Annotated in this window: 16 protein-coding genes; 6 read left to right on the top strand and 10 right to left on the bottom strand. The window is 66.2% G+C overall.

All coding sequences use genetic code 11. The features are described 5' to 3' along the window. Window positions 1-2 precede the first annotated feature (2 nt). The 4 genes from MUN23_RS07270 to MUN23_RS07255 all read right to left on the bottom strand — a co-directional run bounded on the left by MUN23_RS07270 (window position 3) and on the right by MUN23_RS07255 (window position 4,390). Window positions 3-917, bottom strand: coding sequence for a carbohydrate ABC transporter permease (locus tag MUN23_RS07270; protein ID WP_248763199.1), 915 nt, complete (start codon window positions 915-917; stop codon window positions 3-5). After that, on the bottom strand, window positions 914-1,876 hold the full coding sequence (locus tag MUN23_RS07265; RefSeq protein ID WP_248763198.1) for a carbohydrate ABC transporter permease: 963 nt from the start codon (window positions 1,874-1,876) through the stop codon (window positions 914-916). Before MUN23_RS07265 ends, MUN23_RS07270 begins: the two co-directional genes overlap by 4 nt. A 2-nt stretch (window positions 1,877-1,878) precedes the next feature. Next, the gene (locus MUN23_RS07260) at window positions 1,879-3,246 is read right to left on the bottom strand and encodes an ABC transporter substrate-binding protein (protein ID WP_248763197.1); all 1,368 of its coding nucleotides are present in this window, start codon (window positions 3,244-3,246) and stop codon (window positions 1,879-1,881) included. A gap of 145 nt (window positions 3,247-3,391) precedes the next feature. Continuing rightward, a complete protein-coding gene (locus tag MUN23_RS07255) occupies window positions 3,392-4,390 on the bottom strand; it encodes a LacI family DNA-binding transcriptional regulator (RefSeq protein WP_248763196.1) in 999 nt (332 codons plus the stop codon). Window positions 4,391-4,612: 222 nt separating this feature from the next. On the opposite strand from MUN23_RS07255, the gene MUN23_RS07250 reads away from it, so the two are divergent. Then, complete coding sequence (locus MUN23_RS07250; RefSeq protein ID WP_248763195.1) at window positions 4,613-5,518, top strand: AraC family transcriptional regulator; 906 nt, start codon at window positions 4,613-4,615, stop codon at window positions 5,516-5,518. 36 nt (window positions 5,519-5,554) lie between these two features. After that, window positions 5,555-5,947: a DUF1761 domain-containing protein gene (locus tag MUN23_RS07245; RefSeq protein WP_058930417.1), complete on the top strand. Its 393-nt coding sequence runs from the start codon at window positions 5,555-5,557 to the stop codon at window positions 5,945-5,947. A 20-nt stretch (window positions 5,948-5,967) separates the two neighbouring features. Here the strand turns inward: MUN23_RS07245 and MUN23_RS07240 are convergent, their stop codons facing one another. From MUN23_RS07240 to MUN23_RS07215, 6 genes are all read right to left on the bottom strand, one after another. Next, the gene (locus tag MUN23_RS07240) at window positions 5,968-6,567 is read right to left on the bottom strand and encodes a hypothetical protein (RefSeq protein WP_248763194.1); all 600 of its coding nucleotides are present in this window, start codon (window positions 6,565-6,567) and stop codon (window positions 5,968-5,970) included. Between the two features lie 88 nt (window positions 6,568-6,655). After that, on the bottom strand, window positions 6,656-7,843 hold the full coding sequence (locus MUN23_RS07235) for an ABC transporter permease (protein ID WP_248763193.1): 1,188 nt from the start codon (window positions 7,841-7,843) through the stop codon (window positions 6,656-6,658). Continuing rightward, the gene (locus MUN23_RS07230) at window positions 7,840-8,610 is read right to left on the bottom strand and encodes an ABC transporter ATP-binding protein (protein WP_371875989.1); all 771 of its coding nucleotides are present in this window, start codon (window positions 8,608-8,610) and stop codon (window positions 7,840-7,842) included. Before MUN23_RS07230 ends, MUN23_RS07235 begins: the two co-directional genes overlap by 4 nt. Before the next feature lie 2 nt (window positions 8,611-8,612). Then, window positions 8,613-9,848 (bottom strand): hypothetical protein, encoded by a 1,236-nt coding sequence (locus MUN23_RS07225; RefSeq protein WP_248763192.1) that lies wholly within the window; start codon window positions 9,846-9,848, stop codon window positions 8,613-8,615. Between the two features lie 100 nt (window positions 9,849-9,948). Continuing rightward, entirely contained in the window at window positions 9,949-11,289 is a 1,341-nt protein-coding gene (locus MUN23_RS07220; protein WP_248763191.1) for a carboxylesterase family protein, read from the bottom strand. 235 nt (window positions 11,290-11,524) lie between these two features. Next, window positions 11,525-12,013: an inorganic diphosphatase gene (locus MUN23_RS07215; protein ID WP_248763190.1), complete on the bottom strand. Its 489-nt coding sequence runs from the start codon at window positions 12,011-12,013 to the stop codon at window positions 11,525-11,527. Between the two features lie 154 nt (window positions 12,014-12,167). On the opposite strand from MUN23_RS07215, the gene dacB reads away from it, so the two are divergent. The 4 genes from dacB (at window position 12,168) to tilS (ending at window position 17,593) form a co-directional block, all read left to right on the top strand. Further along, window positions 12,168-13,664 (top strand): D-alanyl-D-alanine carboxypeptidase/D-alanyl-D-alanine-endopeptidase, encoded by a 1,497-nt coding sequence (dacB, locus tag MUN23_RS07210; protein WP_248763189.1) that lies wholly within the window; start codon window positions 12,168-12,170, stop codon window positions 13,662-13,664. A gap of 495 nt (window positions 13,665-14,159) precedes the next feature. Next, a complete protein-coding gene (locus MUN23_RS07205) occupies window positions 14,160-15,152 on the top strand; it encodes a hypothetical protein (protein WP_248763188.1) in 993 nt (330 codons plus the stop codon). 131 nt (window positions 15,153-15,283) lie between these two features. Continuing rightward, a complete protein-coding gene (locus MUN23_RS07200) occupies window positions 15,284-16,417 on the top strand; it encodes a zinc-dependent metalloprotease (protein WP_248763187.1) in 1,134 nt (377 codons plus the stop codon). A gap of 114 nt (window positions 16,418-16,531) precedes the next feature. Next, the gene (gene tilS, locus MUN23_RS07195) at window positions 16,532-17,593 is read left to right on the top strand and encodes a tRNA lysidine(34) synthetase TilS (protein ID WP_248763186.1); all 1,062 of its coding nucleotides are present in this window, start codon (window positions 16,532-16,534) and stop codon (window positions 17,591-17,593) included. The last annotated feature ends 25 nt before the right edge of the window (window positions 17,594-17,618 follow it).

Here is a 17,618-nt window from a genome sequence, read left to right as displayed (position 1 = left end):
TTTTAGCCCTTGACGGCGCCGGCGGTCATGCCGGAGACGATGCGTTTCTGGCACACCAGCACGAGGATGACGAGCGGGACCGTGATGATCACCGACGCGGCACTGATGGTGCCCAGTGGCTGGTCAAACTCGCTGGTCCCGCTGAAGAACGCGATCGCGACCGGGACCGGACGGGCCTCCGGGGAGGTGGTCAGGGTGACGGCAAGCAGGAATTCATTCCACACGGAGATGAACACGAGGATCGCCGTGGTGGCAAGGCCCGGGACCGCCAGCGGCAGGATGACCTTGCGGAAGGCCGTGAACGGCGTGGCGCCGTCCATGTACGCCGATTCCTCCAGCTCACGCGGGATTTCCTTGAAGAAGGAGGTCAGCGTGTAGATGGCCAGCGGCAACGCGAACGTCAGCTTCGGGATGATGAGGCCGAGGAGCGTGTCGTAGAGGCCGATTTCGCGCCAGATTGAGAACATCGGGGCCGCGATGGCGATGGCCGGGAAGGTGGTGACCGAGAGGATGAGCGTCAGGATCATGGCTTTGCGGCGCATCTTCAGCCTGGCCAGGGCGTAGGCGGCGAAGGAAGCGAACACCAGCGCCACCGTGGTGGTGACGACGGCGATGATCACCGAGTTGCGCAGCGCAAGGAGGAACTCGGGGTTCTGGAACACCACCAGGTAGTTCTCGAGGGTTGGCTGGCTCGGGTACAGTTCGCCCTTGGACAGGCTCACGCCCTTCTTGAGGGAGGTGTTGACCAGCCAGTAGAACGGTATGAGCGAGAAGCCCATCACGGCAAAGACGAAGACCCACACGATGGGGTGCAGCTTCGCCTCACCGCGGAGCCTGCGCTTCGGTGAGCTGCGCTTGGGTGACCTACGCTGGGCGGCGGGTGCCGCCGTCGTGCGCTGTGCAGTCAGGATGCTCATTGTTCCTCCTTGGCGACTTCACGGATGTTGCCGCCGGCGAAGCGGATGTAGACCACCGAAACGGCCATGACGGTAAGGAAGGTCAGGATGGACAGCGCCGATCCTTCGCCCACCAGGCGGTTCTCGCGCAGCTGCGTGTAGGCCAGCATTGACATGGACTCGGTGCCGTTGGCGCCGCGGGTGAGCACAAACGGCAGGTCGAAGACGCGCAGGGCATCCATGGTGCGGAAGATCGCCGCGAGCACAATCGCGGGACGCAGCAGCGGCAGCGTGATGTGCACGAAGGCCTGCCACTTGCTGGCACCGTCGAGTTCTGCGGCCTCGTAGGTCTCGGCCGAAATGACCTGCAGGCCGGCCAGGATGATGAGGGCCGCGAACGGCGTCGTCTTCCAGACGTCGGCAAGGACAATCACGGCCATCGCGTAGCCGTGCTCACCGAGCCAGACGACGTCGCCGCCGGGCAGGCCCAGCGTCGAGAGGACGTTGGTGACCAGTCCCAGGTTGGGCGCGAACATGGTTTCCCAGGTGATGGCGCTGACCACGGTCACCACAGCGTAGGGCAGCAGGACCACGGTGCGGAGGAGTGCGCGGCCCTTGAAAGCGAGGTTCAGCAGCAGCGCCATCGCAGTGCCGAGAACCAACTCCAGCGAAACCGAAAGTCCCGCGAAGAGGAACGTCTGGCCGAAGGCGGCCCACCAGTGTGGACCGCTGAGCGCCGTGATGTAGTTTTCCAAACCGACGAAGCGGGACAGTCCGGCGGTGCGGACGCTGTACTGGTTCAAGGACAGCCAGAGCGCGTAGCCGATGGGGACCGCCGCCACCAGGGCCATGAGGACCAGGGACGGAGCGGTCATCCGGATGGCGACCCGCCGCTCCGCCCGGTCGCGGCCGCTCACGCCGCGACTGTTCACCCCGCGACTGTTCACCCCGCGGCTGGCGGATAGGGATTTGAGTGCCATGATCAGAAGCTCGCCTTTGCGGTGGTGATCTCTTCGGCCATTGTCTTGACGGCGTCCTCGGTGGACGCAGCGCCGGAGAGGACGGCGTAAACGTTTTTGTAGATCGCCTGCGAGATCTGCGGGTAGACCGGGGAGATCGGCCGCGGCTTGGCGCCCTTGACGGAGGCGAGCAGTTCGGTGGCGAACGGCATCTTTGCCAGGACGGCGGCGTCGGAGTAGGCGGCCTCGTTGACCGGGGCCTGCGAGAAGTCCATGGCCACGTGCTTCTGCCAGTCAGGGTTGGTGGCGAAGTCGATGAAGGCCACGGCCCCGGCCTGGTTCGTCGAGTGGGCCGAGATGGCCAGGTTCCAGCCGCCCAGGACGCCGGAGGCCTTGCCGCCTTCCCAAGCCGGAAGCGGAGCCACGCCGAAGCTGCCGGCCAGCGGGGTGGCGTTGAGCAGGCGGAATACGTGCGGCCAGTTGCGCTGGTATCCGTAGTTGCCGGACTCGTAGGCCAGCCGGGCCGGGTCCTCGTTGTAGGTCAGCACCGCACGTTCCGCGGAGCCGTCCTTGAGGCCCTGGCTCATGAAATCGAGCACCTCACGGGTCTCCGGTGAATCGATCTTGACCTCGCCTTTACTGTCCAGCACCTCTCCGCCGGCGCTGTATAGCATTTCCAGGAAGTTGACGGTGAGGCCCTCGTACTGCTTGCCCTGGTAGACGAAGCCGTTGCCGGGGGCCGCGGCTGCCTCAGCGTAGAGCTGCTGCCAGGTCTCCGGCTTGGCCACCTTGTCCTTCTGGTAGTACACAAGTCCCGCGTTGGTGAAGAACGGGGAAGCCCAGTACTTGTCCTCGTACTTTGCGGTCTCCACGGTGGAGGGGATGAGCCGGTCCCTGTTGGCCTCGACGAGCTTGGTCTGGTCCAGCAGCCAGCCCTGCGAGGCGAACTCGGAGGTCCAGATGACGTCGGTGAGGAAGATGTCGCATTCGGTGGACTTGCCTTCGAGCCGCTGCACCGCCTGCGTGCGGGCCTCGTCGGTGGTCGCTCCGATCTCGGTGTACTGGGCGGTGACCTTGCCGTTGGCCTTGGTGAAGGCCTCCGCCGTGCCCTTGTAGATGCCGGAGGCGTCCTTGCCGCCGCAGATGTTGATGCTGCCGCTGGCGCCAGCGGCCGACGCCGGATCGGCAGCCGCCGCGTTTTCCGCACCCGGGGTGGCCGCGCCGCCGCCGCAGCCGCTCAGCAGCAGGCCCGCAGCCATGGCCGCAGCGGCGACGGCGACGACGGTGCGCGGACGCCGCCGGGAACTTCCGTGCAGGGCGGTGGTGCGCGCCACAGCCTTGGATGGTGCGGTGTCCTCCTGGAGCGGAGAAGAAGGTCGAATCAAGTCCACGAGTGGCTCCTTTGCCTGGCCGGCGTCTTTTCGAGTTCCAATTTGGAATCGATTCCAGATCGGAGGCAAAAAAGCCCCGCGGGAACGTTTGGAATCGATTCCAAAGTAGTGTGACAGGCGCCACGTAAGGCTGTCAACCCTTCGCTTAGTTCTTCGTCGAGTCCCGAATTACGAGCTCATGCGGGAGGAAGGTCCGGCCGCGGCGGTGAACCCCCGGCGCTGTCATACGCGCCAGGAGCTCTTCGAAGGCCAGGCGGCCCATGTCATAAGCCGGCTGTCTGATCGTAGTCAGCTCCGGGACGCACATTTCCGCCTGCACTGAGTCATCAAAACCTGCCACGGCGATGTCGTCCGGCACGCGGAGTCCGGCGTCGATGATTTCACGGACGCATCCGGCGGCGACGGTATCACTGCCGCAGAAGACGGCGTCGGGAAGGGGGTCTGCCTTCAGCAGTTCCCTGGTGAGGCGGCGCCCGGTGTGGAAGTCGAACTCACCTTCTACGAACAGCGTCTGTTCCCGCGAGATACCCGCTACGGCGACCGCCTGGCGAAAGCCTTCTTCGCGCAGCCGGCCGGAGCGGGCTGCTCTGTTGCCGATCATCGCCAAGCGGCGGCCGCCCGTCTCAATGAGGTGCCGCGTAATGTCGAAGGCGGCCTGCCGATCGTCGATGGATACGCCGAAAGCCGCCTCGGAATCGGCGATTTCGCAGACCTGGACAACGCTGAGCTGCTCCGCCAGTTCGTCCATATCTTCATCCGGCATCGTTGGCGAAAACATAATCAGCCCGTCCACGGAACCGTTCCGGAGCATGTCCACCAGCTGCTGTTCCCGTTCCAGGTCCCCGGATGTCGGAGCGATGAGACTGACATAGCCCGACGACGCCGCGGCGTCGCCGACGCCGCGGAAGGCTTCACTGATGATGGGCGAGTTCAGGTTCTTGGCGAGGGCCAGAATGCGCATTGTCCGGTCCCGCCTCAGGTCGCGGGCAGAGGCGAGGGGCCGGTAATTGAGCTGGCGGATGGCCGCCGTGACCTTTTCCTTGCTCGACTCGCTGACGGCCGGGCTTTGGTTCAGGACGCGGGACACTGTTCCTACTGACACCCCTGCTGTCTTAGCGACGTCCTGGACTGTCGCTCGCGCCATTCGGTGGTCCTTCCGCGACCAGTGTCGCTGGTCCTTGCTGTCATGCCCCTGCCGTGCAGTGGTACGGCCCGGTTTTCCTCAGCATAGCCGCCCGCCGGCCTTGACCGTGATCCACAGGGACGCCCCCTGCCGGGTTGAATCCACCCGCGGGCTGCTTCGCGAAGGAGCCCGGCGGTGACGAACATCCGGCGGTTAGGCGCCCCACGGCCGTACACTGCTCGTGTGCTCTTCGAGGAGTGCCCGGCGCCGCCCGGGCTGCAGCCGTTCGTCACGGGTTTTTGGTATGTCCGGACCAGCCCGGTGGCACGCTATGAAAAGATCCTGCCCGGCCCCTCGGCCCACCTCGTCCTGAACCTCTCTGATCCATACCGGCTCATCGACCCCAGCGGGTCCGAGGGTCCGGCGCAAGAAGTCGCCGCAGGGTTTTACTCAGGACTCCAGCGGACGTACCTCATCAGTGAAAACCCCGCGCAAATTTTCAACGTGGGAGCCGTTCTCGCGCCCTTCGGCGTGGCCGCATTCACGGAGCAGCCGCCGTCGGCCCTGACCGGACGGGTAGTGGACGCGGGCCTGATCTTCCCGGGGCTGGGTGCGTTGTGTGAGTCGTTGCGTCACGGACCTGAGGGCCCGACGCCGGAGCGCGCCTTCGCCGCGCTGGAATCGTTCCTCACGGGGAGGCTTCGCCCCGGGTACCGACTCGACGAAAGGACGGCCACCGCCGTCGGCCTCCTTGCCCGGGACGATATTCCGGTGGCCGACCTTTCAGGGCGGCTTGGACTCAGTACGTCCACGCTGGAACGGATCATGATGCGGGACTGCGGAACAACGCCCAAGGGGTTCTCCGACGTGTGCCGTTTCCATCGTTTCGTCAATGCGGTGGCGGCTATGCCTCCCGGGACGGCAGCGGGCAGGGATCTGCTTGCCCTGGCCGATTACTATGACCAGCCCCATCTGATCCGCAGCTTCCGGCGCTTCAGCGGATTCACGCCGTCTGAATATCTCCGCCTCATCCGCCAGCACGGCCCCGACTACGCCACGTTCGTGCCGGTGGAGGAGCTGCCGGCCTCAAAACGGGGCATGCCTGATACTGCGGCATTTTTACAAGACCACACGGATTTCCGCCGCTAGCATCGGGCTATCACCCCTTGAAAGGCGGATGCCCCCATGGCCATCAACATCAACTGGCTGGCCGTGCTGCTGGCCGCCCTGGCGAGCTTCATCGTGGGAGGGCTCTGGTACTCGGTGCTCTTCGCTAAGGTATGGCAGCGCGAGGCCGGCGTGACGGATGAGCAGCTGAAGCACGGGACCGTGCGGGTTTTTGTGGGATCGTTCCTCCTCGCAGCGGTGATGGCCGTGGTGCTCGCGGCGTTTATCGGCGACGGCGGTGCCGGATTCGGTGCCCTAGCCGGGTTGGCTACGGGCGCGGCCTGGGTTGCGGCTGCCCTGGGCGTCAACTACCTCTTTGAACGCCGCAGCCTCATGCTGTTCGCCATCAACGCCAGCTACAACATCGTGACGTTCACGGCGATGGGGGCGATCATCGGCGCCATGCAGTAACGGCGAGATGAAGGGATCGTTCAGCGCACCTCGAGGATGAGCGCCAGCAGCCGTGCGGCAGCGGGGCGGGCAGCGTGTTCCTCGTTCCATTGGGACCGGGCCACTGCCTTGCTGACGGCCTGCGTGGTGATGCTGAGTTCCTGGGCCACCGCTTTCTGCTGTCCGCGGACGCCGGGGGTCATCAGGTCCAGCACGCGCCATTCAGCCCCGGATCTGTCCCGCACAATATGGCCCAAAAGCTGCAGCACGGCCTCGGCTTCGTGGGCGATGTCTGCCAACGGTCCTTCCACGGCGACCGGGATGCGTTCCTTGCTGTTCCGGAGCCGGTCCACAGCGCGCCGGGCATAGATCAGGCCGTGGCCGGAGGCATCCTTGATCTGGTTGGGAAGCGGCTCGTTGACCGGCCCGACGCCGAGCCCCACGTACCAGGAGCCGCACCGCAGGGCGATCAGGGCAGCCTCCACGGCCTGATGCGGGCAGTCCACAATGCCCTGGACTTCATCCTCCACCGACCGGTCGAAATCCAGGCGCGCGGGTATGTGCCGCAGGTCCTTCAGCAGCTGAGGGACGCGGTCGCCGTCGTGCCGGCTGTCGGTCTGGTTGATGGTCAACGTGAACATGTGAAACACAGACTACCCGCTGGCAGCTGGCTCAAGGCAAGTGGGCGACGGGTCCCAGGCCCGTCACCCCCGGGCCGGAGAGCGGGCCCTAGAAACGGATGGCGTCGATGACCTTGACGCGCACAGCCACCAGGGCCGGAATCGCTCCGGCCAGCGCTCCCACCAGCACTGCTGCACCCAGGCCGAGGAGCGCGGCCTCCACCGGGAAGGGCGGGAACTCGGTAAGCCCCGACCCAACCCTGGCCTCGATCCACGGATTTTTGACCACGGCTACGGCAATCATCACGCCCACAATGCCCGCCACCGCGGTCGCCACAACAGACTCCATCATCACGCCCACAAAGATGCGTTGCGATGTTGCCCCGAAGCTGCGCCGGATGCCAATCTCCCGCACCCGGTACCTCACGGTGACCATGGAGATGTTCAGCATCCCCACGGCGCCAAGGAGCATCACCAATCCGGCAACGCCCGCCACCCCCAACTGGACCATCGCGAAGGGATCGCCGTTGCTGGCATAGTCCCTCCGCTCCACGTGGGCCTCCATGCCCGGGAATTGCTCCCTGAGGTCCGCGGCGATGGCTGCCTTGAGCGAATCGGCCTGAGTGTCCTGCACCCAGATCTCAAACTGGCTGGGGCCGCCCATGGACACCACCCCGGCGCGGGCGGCGGCGTCGGTCAGCATATAGGCCGACGGCGGCATCTGCGGATAGAGATCGGGAACCACCCCGATGATCACTGCAGTGGTTTTCTGCGGACCGGCAAGCGTAACCGCCGGCTGGGTGGTGAGGTTGGGCCGTCCGGCGGCGGTGTAGAAAGCCTCGGAGACCACAAGTGCAGGGGCAAACCGTTGCTCGTCCGTGTCCGCAAACCATGATCCCTGGGACAGGTCCACGCGATGGATCACGCCGTAGTCGGGGTCAACCACCTGGACCTGGACCGGCTGGACGCCTCGCGGAAACTGGAAGTTGTGCTGGGTCTGGGACACGTTTGTGGAGTAGGTGATGCCGTAACGCTCGCCAATGCCGCGGTACGCCTGGCTGAGCTTTTCCGGGTCCGGCATCGTCTGGCTGTAGACCCCGAGGCTAAGGGTCGCGGTGCGGCCGCCGCTGCGTTCCGAGGTGGCCTTGTAGCCTTCGCGGACCAGGTTACCCATGCCCACCACCGAGGTCAGCGCAGCGACGGAGAGCGCTACACCTATCAGGGCAAGCAGGATCCGGGTCTTGTTGATGCGAAGTTCCTGCCAGGCCTCAACAATGGCCGACACGAGGCCGCTCATGACGCCACCCCGGCTGATGCTGCTGCGGAAAATCCCGCTGGAACACCCGGGGCAGTGCCGTCGGGATCGGGGTGGGCCGGGACCTCGGCGCCGGTCAGAACGCCGGATTCCAGCCGGTAGCAGGCGCTGGCAAGCGCGGCCACGTTGACGTCGTGCGTGATGGTGACCAGCGCCGAGCCGGATTCGGTCGCGACGGTATCCAGGAGCGCCATCACCGCCTGGCCGGTTTCGACGTCGAGGGCTCCGGTTGGTTCGTCCGCAAGGATCAGCCGGGGCTTCCGGACCAAGGCCCGGGCGATCGCCACGCGCTGTTGTTCGCCGCCGGAGAGCATGTTCGGCATAACGTCCGCCCGGGCACTGAGTCCCACCCGGTCCAGCATTTCCATCGCGAGCTCGCGGCGGCGCCAGAAGGCAGTACCGCGGGCATACAGCAGGGGGGTGATCACGTTGTCCAGGGCGCTGCGGCCGGGCAGTAGGTTGAACTGCTGGAACACAAATCCCACGGAAGAGCCGCGAAGCCGGGCCCTGGCGTTGCTGCTCAGGTGGGCCACAGGTTCGCCCAGGAAGCGGACCTCGCCGCTTGAGGGCAGGTCCAACAGGCCGATCAGGTTCAGCAGGGTTGATTTTCCGCCGCCGGACCGCCCGATGATGGCGGTGTGGTCGCCGGCGTGTACGGCAAAGTCCACACCCTTGAGAATGTGCAGTTCCTGGTCGTCAGGAAGCCTGACGGTCCGGGTGACGCCCGTCAGTGAAACCAGTTCCTCCACGGTCAGCCTCCGGCCGGGTAGGCCATGCCGGGCTGGAGCCCAGGCTGTACCTGCGCCGGCGCGCCCGGGATGAATTCGAGGACAAATTCGCCCTCGGCCAGCCCGGAAACTACCTCAACCCGGGAACCGTCATTGAGGCCCAGCTGGACTTTCCGCTCTTCCGGAGGGCCCGAGGACACTGCTCCGCCTGGAACGCCATGGCCTGAAGCGGCGCTACCTTCGCCCGGCGCTGACTGGCCCGGTCCGCCTACCGCTGCGCCGCCGTCGGACGGTGAACCATCGGGAGCGGGAGCTCCCGGGGCCGGACCTCCGGCGGAGACCCATACAGTGCCGTCCGTAACGGTGCCCCGGACCGCGGTGAGCGGAACGGTAACAACATCCGCCGACTGGCCGGCCGTGACGGTCATGGTGGCGCCGAGCCCGGCAAAGACCTCGACTCCGCTCGGGACAGGGCAACTGATGGTGCCGGTGGGGGTGCCGCCCTCTGCCGGGCTCCCGCCGGGAGGTCCGGCGGCAGCGAACGGAACTCCCCGGCTGACGCCGCCAGCCCCGCCAGCGCCGCCGGCAGTGCCGCCCGAAGTACTTGCCAGGCTCTTCAACGTCACGGCGGGACAGGTGAAGGGAGCCGGGCCGCCCACCACCGAGATCACCGCGGAACCCGGCTTGGCCAGGAGCCGGTACTGCTGGGCGGCGTCGATTGAACCGCTGACCGTGAACGTACCGGGATTCACAGTTGCTGTCGTTTCCCCTACGCTGACCTGCTGATCGATCAGGATAGTGAGTGTTGCCACCGTCCCTGAGACCGGAGCGTAAACGTCTGTATAGGTGTAAACCGGTGCGCTTCGGACAGGTGCCGCCGGTGCTCCGCCGTCGGACTCCCCGGAAACCCGGGCTGTAGCGGCCGGATCCGGCTGAACCTCGGTGCGGACCTGGTAGAGCGGGGCCTGTGTGCCAACCTCCTGGCCCGGCGAAACGAACAGATAGCTGACGGTGCCCCCCTTGGTGTTCTTCACGGCAACGGCGGCGTCACTGTCCACAGTGGCTTGCACCTCAACCGTGTTCGTCACGGTGGCCCGGGTTGCCTGGACCACCGGGATTGAGACCTCCGCTGACGGTCCCATGAGGCCTTGCTGCGGCTTCATCCCGTCCACGAAAGCGATCTTCACCAGTGCCACGGCGATGACGGCAAAAACTGCCAGCCACGCCACCGGCAACACAATGCGCCTAAAAATCCTCATTACTGCCCCCATCAGTAACTCCCCGCAGACCAGTTTCCGCGGAAAGCGTGCTGCCCACACCCTATACTGAGTACGTAGCCAATCCGCGCAAGCCCGGCTCCTACATCGAGCGGTACTCGAGCGCTCCGGGAATCCGGCCCGTCTCACCCAATCCGTCGCCGCGGGCAAATCCGGCCCACAGCCGGCGCATCTCACGGCCAACGGCGTCGATCTCATCCCAGGTTGCGCCCTTGAGGAGCCCGGCAGCGGCCCAGGTCTGTTGGTTTCCGAAGAGCAGCGGCAAATCAACGGTGTGTGCGGCGCGGTAGGAGTTTCCTGGTGCGCCCCAGGACAGCAGGTAGCTATAGGCCTTGCCCCCGGCACGGGCGTGGCGGCGGGCAAACTTGCGGGCGGATCTGCCGTAGACCGCCTCCGTCACCGCCCAATTAATCGCCCGCACGGCAACGCCGCCCAGCCCAGGGATCTTGCCCAACCGGCTGACCACGGGACTGCGGGGCAGGAACAGCCGGGCCTCGTCGGACGTGTGCCCGATCAGCACTTCGATGCCCGGGGCCGTGGCGTTCCAGGCGGCCTCGACGCGTGATTCCGGCGGCAGCGGCGCGTGCCCGTACTGGGTGCCGAACGGCATGGCCGCCATCAGGCCAAACTTCCGGGCCACCTGAGAGACATGGTCTTCGATGGCCACAACGTCCAGCATCGGGGTGTCCTCCGTGACGGCTTCGGCGGCGATGCCCATGGCGCGGCTCATCTTGTGCCGGCCGCGGGTGATGCCCAACGGTGCACTCTGGATGATGGCCCGCTGGAACAGGGACGGCGCTTCGGGCGTCGCCATGAGGTGGGCTACGGAGTCGCCTCCCGCGGACTGCCCGAACGCGGTGACCCGCCCCGGGTCCCCACCGAACGCCGCAATATTGCGCTGCACCCACCGGAACGCTTCCAACTGGTCCAGCAGGCCGAGGTTCGCCGGCCGGCCGGTACCGGTGGCCAAATATCCGAACAGGCCCAGGCGGTAGGTCACCGAAACGACGATGACCCGGTTCTCTGCCACCAGCGACGTGGCATCAAAGATCGCAAGGTCGCCGGAACCGGACGTGTAGGAGCCGCCGTGCAGCCACACCATAACGGGGACCTGTTCGCCGTCGGCAAGCCCGGCCGGAACGGTGATCGACAGGCGCTGGCAGTCCTCACTTCCGGGGAGCTCGCCGTACCGCGTACCCAGGACGTCGTCCAGGAACGGAACGGGGCCCTGCGGGCAGGCCGGCGCGAGGGTGGTGGCGGCATAGCTGGCTGTCCAGTCGGACGCTGCCACCGGAGGCTGAAAGCGGCCCGCGGTGGCGTAGGGGATGCCGGTGGCGCGAACCACCTCACTGTCCCGCCACCCTGTGATGGGCCCGCACGGGGGTTCAAAATACGGGGGACTAAACGAAGGCTCGGAACTCACAGGGCAACGATTCCACAGTTTCCTGAGACTTCGCTCTCGCCGACCCCCCCCACGCGCGAACGGACACTTGAGGGCCCCGGATTCCAAGGGCCTCAAGTGTCCGTTCGCGCCGGGGAGCTGATTAAACAACGACGGCGGGTGCCGGGCTCTCGCGAACCCGGCACCCGCCGTCGGCTGGGCCCACGCCGTCAGGGTTCCCTGACCGAGCGAAGCGAGGTGAGGGGGACGGTGGGGACTAGTGCGCTGCCGGTACGTAACGCTTGATGGAGGCTTCCAGCTCGGCCTCGGCGGCGGCGCGGTCGCCCCAGCCCTCAGCCTTGACCCACTTGCCCGGCTCCAGGTCCTTGTAACGGGTGAAGAAGTGCTCGATTTCCTTGATCAGGAAGTCACTGACATCGCTGATTTCCTGGATGTGGTCAAAGCGGGCGTCAACGGGGACGCACAGGACCTTGGCGTCTCCGCCGCCGTCGTCGGTCATGTTGAAAACGCCGATGGGGCGGGACTCAACGATGACGCCGGGGTGCAGATCGAAGTCCTGCAGGAGCACCAGTGCGTCCAGCGGGTCGCCGTCTTCGCCCAGGGTGTTCTCGAAGAAACCGTAGTGCGTGGGGTACTGCATGGAGGTGAAGAGGACGCGGTCCAGGCGGACGCGGCCGGTCTCGTGGTCAACTTCGTACTTGACGCGTGATCCCTTGGGGATCTCGATGGTCACGTCGTGCTTCATGGAATGCTCCTCGGCAATTGCAGGGGGTTCGCGGCACAGGAGACGAACAACAAAAAGGAGTGTCGGTGCCGCCGACTACTATTGAGGATATAGCGAGAGGCCCAGGTTTCAGGAACTTGCGGGGAAATTTCAGGACTTGAGGACCAACAGCAGCATGAAGGAAACATCGCGTCCCGCAGGGATAAGGGCGGCATTCGGGCACACCCTCCGGCGCGGGCTGCGAGCCTGGCCCACCGCGCTGCTCCTGGCCGTGATCGTTATGCTGGCCCTCCCCGCCGCATGGCTGGTTGCCCCTGCTTTCGTCACCCCGCCTCCTGCGGCGACACCCGAAGTGCCCGCCTGGCAGCAGGCCCCCACCGCGCTTTCCGCAAGAATGGGCCTTTCTCCGCTCACGGAGTCGGCGCCCGTGCCGCTGCCCTCCGCGGTCGCCGCTCAGTTGGACGGCTTGTTAAAGCCCGACGGCGACGGCAGCTTCACGGGGCTGGTCCAGGATGCGCTCACCGGCCAGGTCCTGTTTGACCGCGGCGGTTCGGAGAGCCGGATCCCCGCCTCCAATATGAAGCTGCTCACTGCCGTGGCCGCGCTCCGTGCAATCGGGCCGGAGCACCGTTTCAGCACCAAGGTCCTGGCCGGGCCCGTTGCCAATCAGGTGGTGCTCACCGGCGGCGGCGACGTCCTCCTGGGCGCCGGGGAATCCGCGCCCAGCCAGGTGATGGGCCGCGCCGGACTCGCCACCCTCGCCACCTCCACCGTGAACGCGCTCCAAACCGCAGGAACAACCGGCGAGCTGTCGGTCCTGGTGGACGACTCCCTGTTCACCGGCCCAGCGCTGAACCCCGCCTGGGCGGACGGTGACGTTGCCGCGGGCGAGGTGGCCCCGCTGTACCCGCTTGCGCTGAATTCGGCGCGTTTCGACCCGGCCGTGACCACCGGCCCCCGCCCGCAGGACTCAGCAATCACCGCCGCCGAGGCGTTTGCCGCGCAGCTCAAGACGGCAGGTGCCGCTGCGGGACTCACGGTAGCGGCCGGCGTCGAACGTTACACCGCGCCTTCGGGCGATGCGCCCCCGGCAGAAAAGCCGGTGGTCCTTGCCGAGGTCCAGTCCGCCACTGTCGGCCAGCAGGTGGACCTTATGCTGCAGACCTCGGACAACTACCTGGCGGAAGTGCTGGGCCGGATGGCCTCGGCGGCTGCGGGTGAGCCCGCCAGCAACGACGGCGCCACCGGAGCGGTCCGCGCACAGCTCGCGGATTTGGGCATCCCTACGGACACCATGCGGCTCGCGGACCTGTCCGGGCTGGCGCTGGCCAACCAGGTCTCTGCCCGCCAGTTCGCGGAAGTGGTGCGTGCCATCACCAGCGGGACCGACACCCGTTTGCGGGCGGCGCTGGATGGGTTTCCGGTCGCGGGGCTGACCGGAACACTGGACACCCGCTACGTCGATGGCTCCACGGCCCGCGGCGCCGGCCTGGTGCGGGCCAAGACCGGGACCCTGAATTCGGTCATCGCCCTCAGCGGCTACGTGGTGGACGCCGACGGCCGGCTCCTGGTCTTCTCCTTCATCGGCAACGACCTGAAGCCTGGCGCGGCCGGAAACAGGGAAGTCCTGGACCGGGCCGCCACGGCGCTCTCTGCCTGCGGCTGCCGCTGACCTGCTCCCACCGCAACCTGGTTCCTACCGTATCCGCTGCCCTGCGCCGCAATAGCGGTGCCGGGCAACACAGTTCGTGCGGGTCCTGACCGCTGTTATGCGGGCAAGCTCTTTTGGGAGCACCTACTTGCGGCGCGGCGGGCGAAAAAACAGGTACCGGCTACTCGTGACACTTGACGGAGGCCAGCCCTAGGCTCAACCACACGCGGACTCCGTGTGTTCGGCTACGCAAAGAACATCCGCCGTGGAAACGTCATGAAGGGGGAGGCTGTGTCCATTTCCGATCAAACTCCGTGATGCCGCCCCGACCCATTCCCGCCAGGACGCGGAACGGCATGACCTTGTGCTCGAGGCCGCGCGTTCGGCGGCTCGCCGCGCCCCACAGAGGGCGTCTTCGGATCGCCTCAGACCCGGCGCGGTTTCGACAGCGCTGCCCCTCGGTGAGCTCCGAAACGGGGCGCCCGTGGCAGTTTCTGAAAGCAATAAATTCCGAGAGTGAAGGCCACAATCATGTTCCAGCCAAACAGGCGACTATTAGCCCTCAGTTCCGCTTTCACGCTGCTCCTGACGATGTCGACTGTGGCGTCGTGCGCGGCGCTGGATGCCGGGCAGGCGCAGCCCAACTCCACCGGCACTTCGGAGCCGGCATCGCCGTCAGGGTCACCGACAGCGACAGCGACGTCGCAGGCGCCAGAGCTGTGCGGGCCAGGGTCTGCGGTCAACTTCGACAAGACCGCTTTCCAAGGCTCTCCGACGATCGACAATAAGTGGTTTCCGCTAAAGCCAGGCACCGTGTATACCACCACCGGTACGGTAGCCGCTGAAGATAGCACCACCGAGCGGACGGTTACACACACCGTAACCGGCCTGACCAAGGTCATTGACGGTGTGAAAACCCTGGTGATGTGGGACCGCGATTACCAGGACGGGGCGCTGGTTGAATCGGAGCTGGCCTTCTTCGCCCAGGATAACGCTGGAGCGGTTTGGCTCTTCGGTGAGTATCCCGAGGAGTTCGAAAACGACAAATTTATTGGGGCGCCCAATACTTTCATCCACGGGATTTCGGGGAGCCAAGCCGGAATTGCAATGCAAGCGCAGCCACGGACCGGCACGCCGGAATATGTTCAGGCTCACGCGGCTTCAGTGGGTTTCCTCGATTGCGCGCGTGCCTACGAGGACAACGTAGCGCTATGCGTCCCCACCGACTGCTACGGAGGCGTGCTGGTGATTAATGAGCGCAATCCGCTGGAACCGGAGGTAGGCCACCAGCGTAAGTTCTATTCAGCCGGCACTGGGCTGGTAAGGGTGACAGCCGAGGGTGGCGTGAAACAGGAAACCCTGGACCTCGAAAAAATCGAACAGCTCTCCGACGCCCAACTGGCCGACGTAAATGAACAAGCCCTTGAGCTCGACCAGCACGGATACGAGGTCAGTAAGGACGTCTACGCCAAGACGGCTCCTGCCGAAGTTGCTACCAAGACTCCGTGACGCGAGTGAAGGACAGCGCAACCGGACGATTTCTGAAACGAACCACAGGCGCAGGTCACGGATGCCTCGAGCCGTTCGCCGGTCAGCGAACTTAAGGACCATCCGCCGTCCGCTGTGATGTGATGGGGACTATGGAGTCCACTGCGCGTGATTCGTCAGCCCCGGCATCATCCAGCCCGGCCCAGGCCCTGATCAACTGGGACCTGGCCGCGTCCACGGCCGCCCGGCTGGCCTCGGCGGGGCCAACCCTCAACACGGCGGAAATCGGCGAAGCCGTGGACAGCCTTCGCCGCCTTGCGGACGCCTCCGTCCCGCACGTCCACGAAATCACGGGCCTCGAAGCCGCACGGGACCTCCGCGACTCCTCTGTCCTGGTGGTGGACCGGGCCAGCTGGGCCAAGGCAAACACACAGAGCTTCGCCGTGATGCTCAAACCCGCCATGGACAAAATGCTCGAAAGCCGCCGCGGCAACGTCAGCCCGGCGGCGGCCAGTGTCAGCGGCGCCATTACGGGCAGCCAGCTCGGCGCTGTCCTGGCGTTCCTGTCCAGCAAGGTCCTGGGCCAGTACGATCCCTTCGCCGCGCTCGCCGAAGGTTCCAAAGCGCCCGCCGCCGGCCGCCTGCTGCTTGTGGCGCCCAACATCGTGGCTGTGGAGCGCGAGCTCAACGTCGCGCCGGACGATTTCAGGCTCTGGGTCTGCCTGCACGAGCAGACTCACCGGGTGCAGTTTGCGGCTGCGCCCTGGCTCCGCCACCACATGCTTTCCGAGATCGACAACCTCAGCGGGCACCTGCTGGGCAACGTTGATTCGCTGATGGAGCGTGCCTCCGCCGCCGCGCGTTCCCTCAAGGACCGGACCGCCACCGGCAATACTCCCGGCCGCGGCGCCATCCTGGACCTGCTGCAGAACCCCGAGGAAAAGGCGTCACTGTCCCACCTGACGGCCGTGATGAGCCTGCTGGAGGGCCACGCCAACGTTGTGATGGACGCCGTCGACGCCAGCATCGTCCCTTCCGTCAGGACCATCCGGCAGCGCTTCACCGACCGCGGCAAGGACCGCGGCGTGATGGAGAAATTCATCCGCAGCCTCCTGGGCCTGGACGCCAAGATGCGCCAGTATTCCGACGGCGCCAAGTTTGTCCGCGCTGTAGTGGACGTGGCCGGGATGGAGGGCTTTAACCGGGTGTGGGAATCCGCGGATAACCTCCCCACCGAGCCCGAAATCCACGACGCCAAGCTGTGGGTCGACCGGATGGGCTTGTAGGTGCCGCACGCCCCAAAAGTGCCGGACGCTCCAAAAGTGCCGGAAGCCCGCACGGCTTCAAGCGGACGACGACGGCCTGGCCGGCTCGCGCCCGTCGTCGGCAAGGCGCGCAAAATGGTCCAGAACGCCCTGGCGGACGCCGGCTATCCGGCCCACGTGCTGGTGGCCTGCAGCGGTGGCCCGGATTCGATGGCCCTCGCGGCGGTGGCGGCCTATTTCGCCCGCCGCGGCCACGTTGACGGGCACCCACTCACGGTCGGCGCCGTCGTGGTTGACCACCAGCTGCAGGAGGGCTCGGCCAGGGTGGCTGCGGCCACAGTCCAGACACTGAAGGAACTGGGCCTTTCGCCGGTGGACCTCCGGACCGTCACCGTCGCCGGTACCGGGATGGGCCCGGAGGCCGCCGCCCGGGATGCCCGCCATGCAGCGTTGGAGGCGGCGGCCCAGGAGCACGGAGCCGCGGCGATCCTGCTCGGCCACACCCTGGACGACCAGGCCGAACAGGTCCTGCTGGGTCTTGCCCGCGGCTCCGGCACGCGCTCGCTGGCTGGAATGCGGCCTGCCCGCGGCCTGTTGCTGCGGCCCTTCCTCGGCCTGCGCCGCGCAGACACCCTGGAGATCTGCGATGTCGAAGACCTCGAGCCCTGGCACGATCCCAGCAATGCGGACCCGTCGTTTGCCCGCTCCCGGACACGGGTGGAAGTACTGCCGATGCTCGAGGAAAAACTCGGGCCCGGCGTGGCTGAATCTCTGGCCCGGACAGCGTCCATCCTGCAGTTGGATGCCGACTATCTGGAGGACGTGGCAGATCGCACATTTGCGGCCTTGGCCGAGCGGTCCGGACCGGAGGTCAGCCTCCCGGAGGAGGCTTTGGGGGAACTTTCCCCGGCCATCAGGTTCCGGGTCATCGCCAAGGCAGCGGCCGACGTCGGGGGTCAACAGCCCAGCTACCAGCGCCTTCTGGCGGCGGAAGCGCTGCTGCGCCGGCAGGGTTCCGCCGGTCCCGTGGAGCTGCCTGGCGGGGTGAGCGTGTACCGGCTGTCCCTCGCCGAGCTGGCCCAGCGGGACGCTGCGGAAATGCGGCCCGACGGTCCCGACGCCGGCGCCCCCGTTCCCCGTGAAGCGGCCCGCTGTGGGAAGCTAGTATTCCGGCCTCAAAAACCGCCCCAAGAATAGTCGCACCCCGCATCTACACAGGAGC

Origin of the sequence: Pseudarthrobacter sp. SSS035 (assembly GCF_023273875.1) — a bacterium.
Lineage (GTDB): Bacteria > Actinomycetota > Actinomycetes > Actinomycetales > Micrococcaceae > Arthrobacter.
The sequence above is the reverse complement of the archived record's forward strand: the minus strand, read 5'-3'. Positions and strand labels throughout refer to the sequence as shown.

Excerpts from the sequence above, each read along its gene's own strand:
- MUN23_RS07270 (WP_248763199.1), bottom strand. The coding sequence starts at position 917 with ATGAGCATCCTGACTGCACAGCGCACGACGGCGGCACCCGCCGCCCAG.
- MUN23_RS07265 (WP_248763198.1), bottom strand. The coding sequence starts at position 1,876 with ATGGCACTCAAATCCCTATCCGCCAGCCGCGGGGTGAACAGTCGCGGG.
- MUN23_RS07255 (WP_248763196.1), bottom strand. The coding sequence starts at position 4,390 with ATGGCGCGAGCGACAGTCCAGGACGTCGCTAAGACAGCAGGGGTGTCA.
- MUN23_RS07245 (WP_058930417.1), top strand. The coding sequence starts at position 5,555 with ATGGCCATCAACATCAACTGGCTGGCCGTGCTGCTGGCCGCCCTGGCG.
- MUN23_RS07240 (WP_248763194.1), bottom strand. The coding sequence starts at position 6,567 with ATGTTCACGTTGACCATCAACCAGACCGACAGCCGGCACGACGGCGAC.
- MUN23_RS07235 (WP_248763193.1), bottom strand. The coding sequence starts at position 7,843 with ATGAGCGGCCTCGTGTCGGCCATTGTTGAGGCCTGGCAGGAACTTCGC.
- MUN23_RS07225 (WP_248763192.1), bottom strand. The coding sequence starts at position 9,848 with ATGAGGATTTTTAGGCGCATTGTGTTGCCGGTGGCGTGGCTGGCAGTT.
- MUN23_RS07215 (WP_248763190.1), bottom strand. The coding sequence starts at position 12,013 with ATGAAGCACGACGTGACCATCGAGATCCCCAAGGGATCACGCGTCAAG.
- dacB (WP_248763189.1), top strand. The coding sequence starts at position 12,168 with ATGAAGGAAACATCGCGTCCCGCAGGGATAAGGGCGGCATTCGGGCAC.
- MUN23_RS07200 (WP_248763187.1), top strand. The coding sequence starts at position 15,284 with ATGGAGTCCACTGCGCGTGATTCGTCAGCCCCGGCATCATCCAGCCCG.
- tilS (WP_248763186.1), top strand. The coding sequence starts at position 16,532 with ATGGTCCAGAACGCCCTGGCGGACGCCGGCTATCCGGCCCACGTGCTG.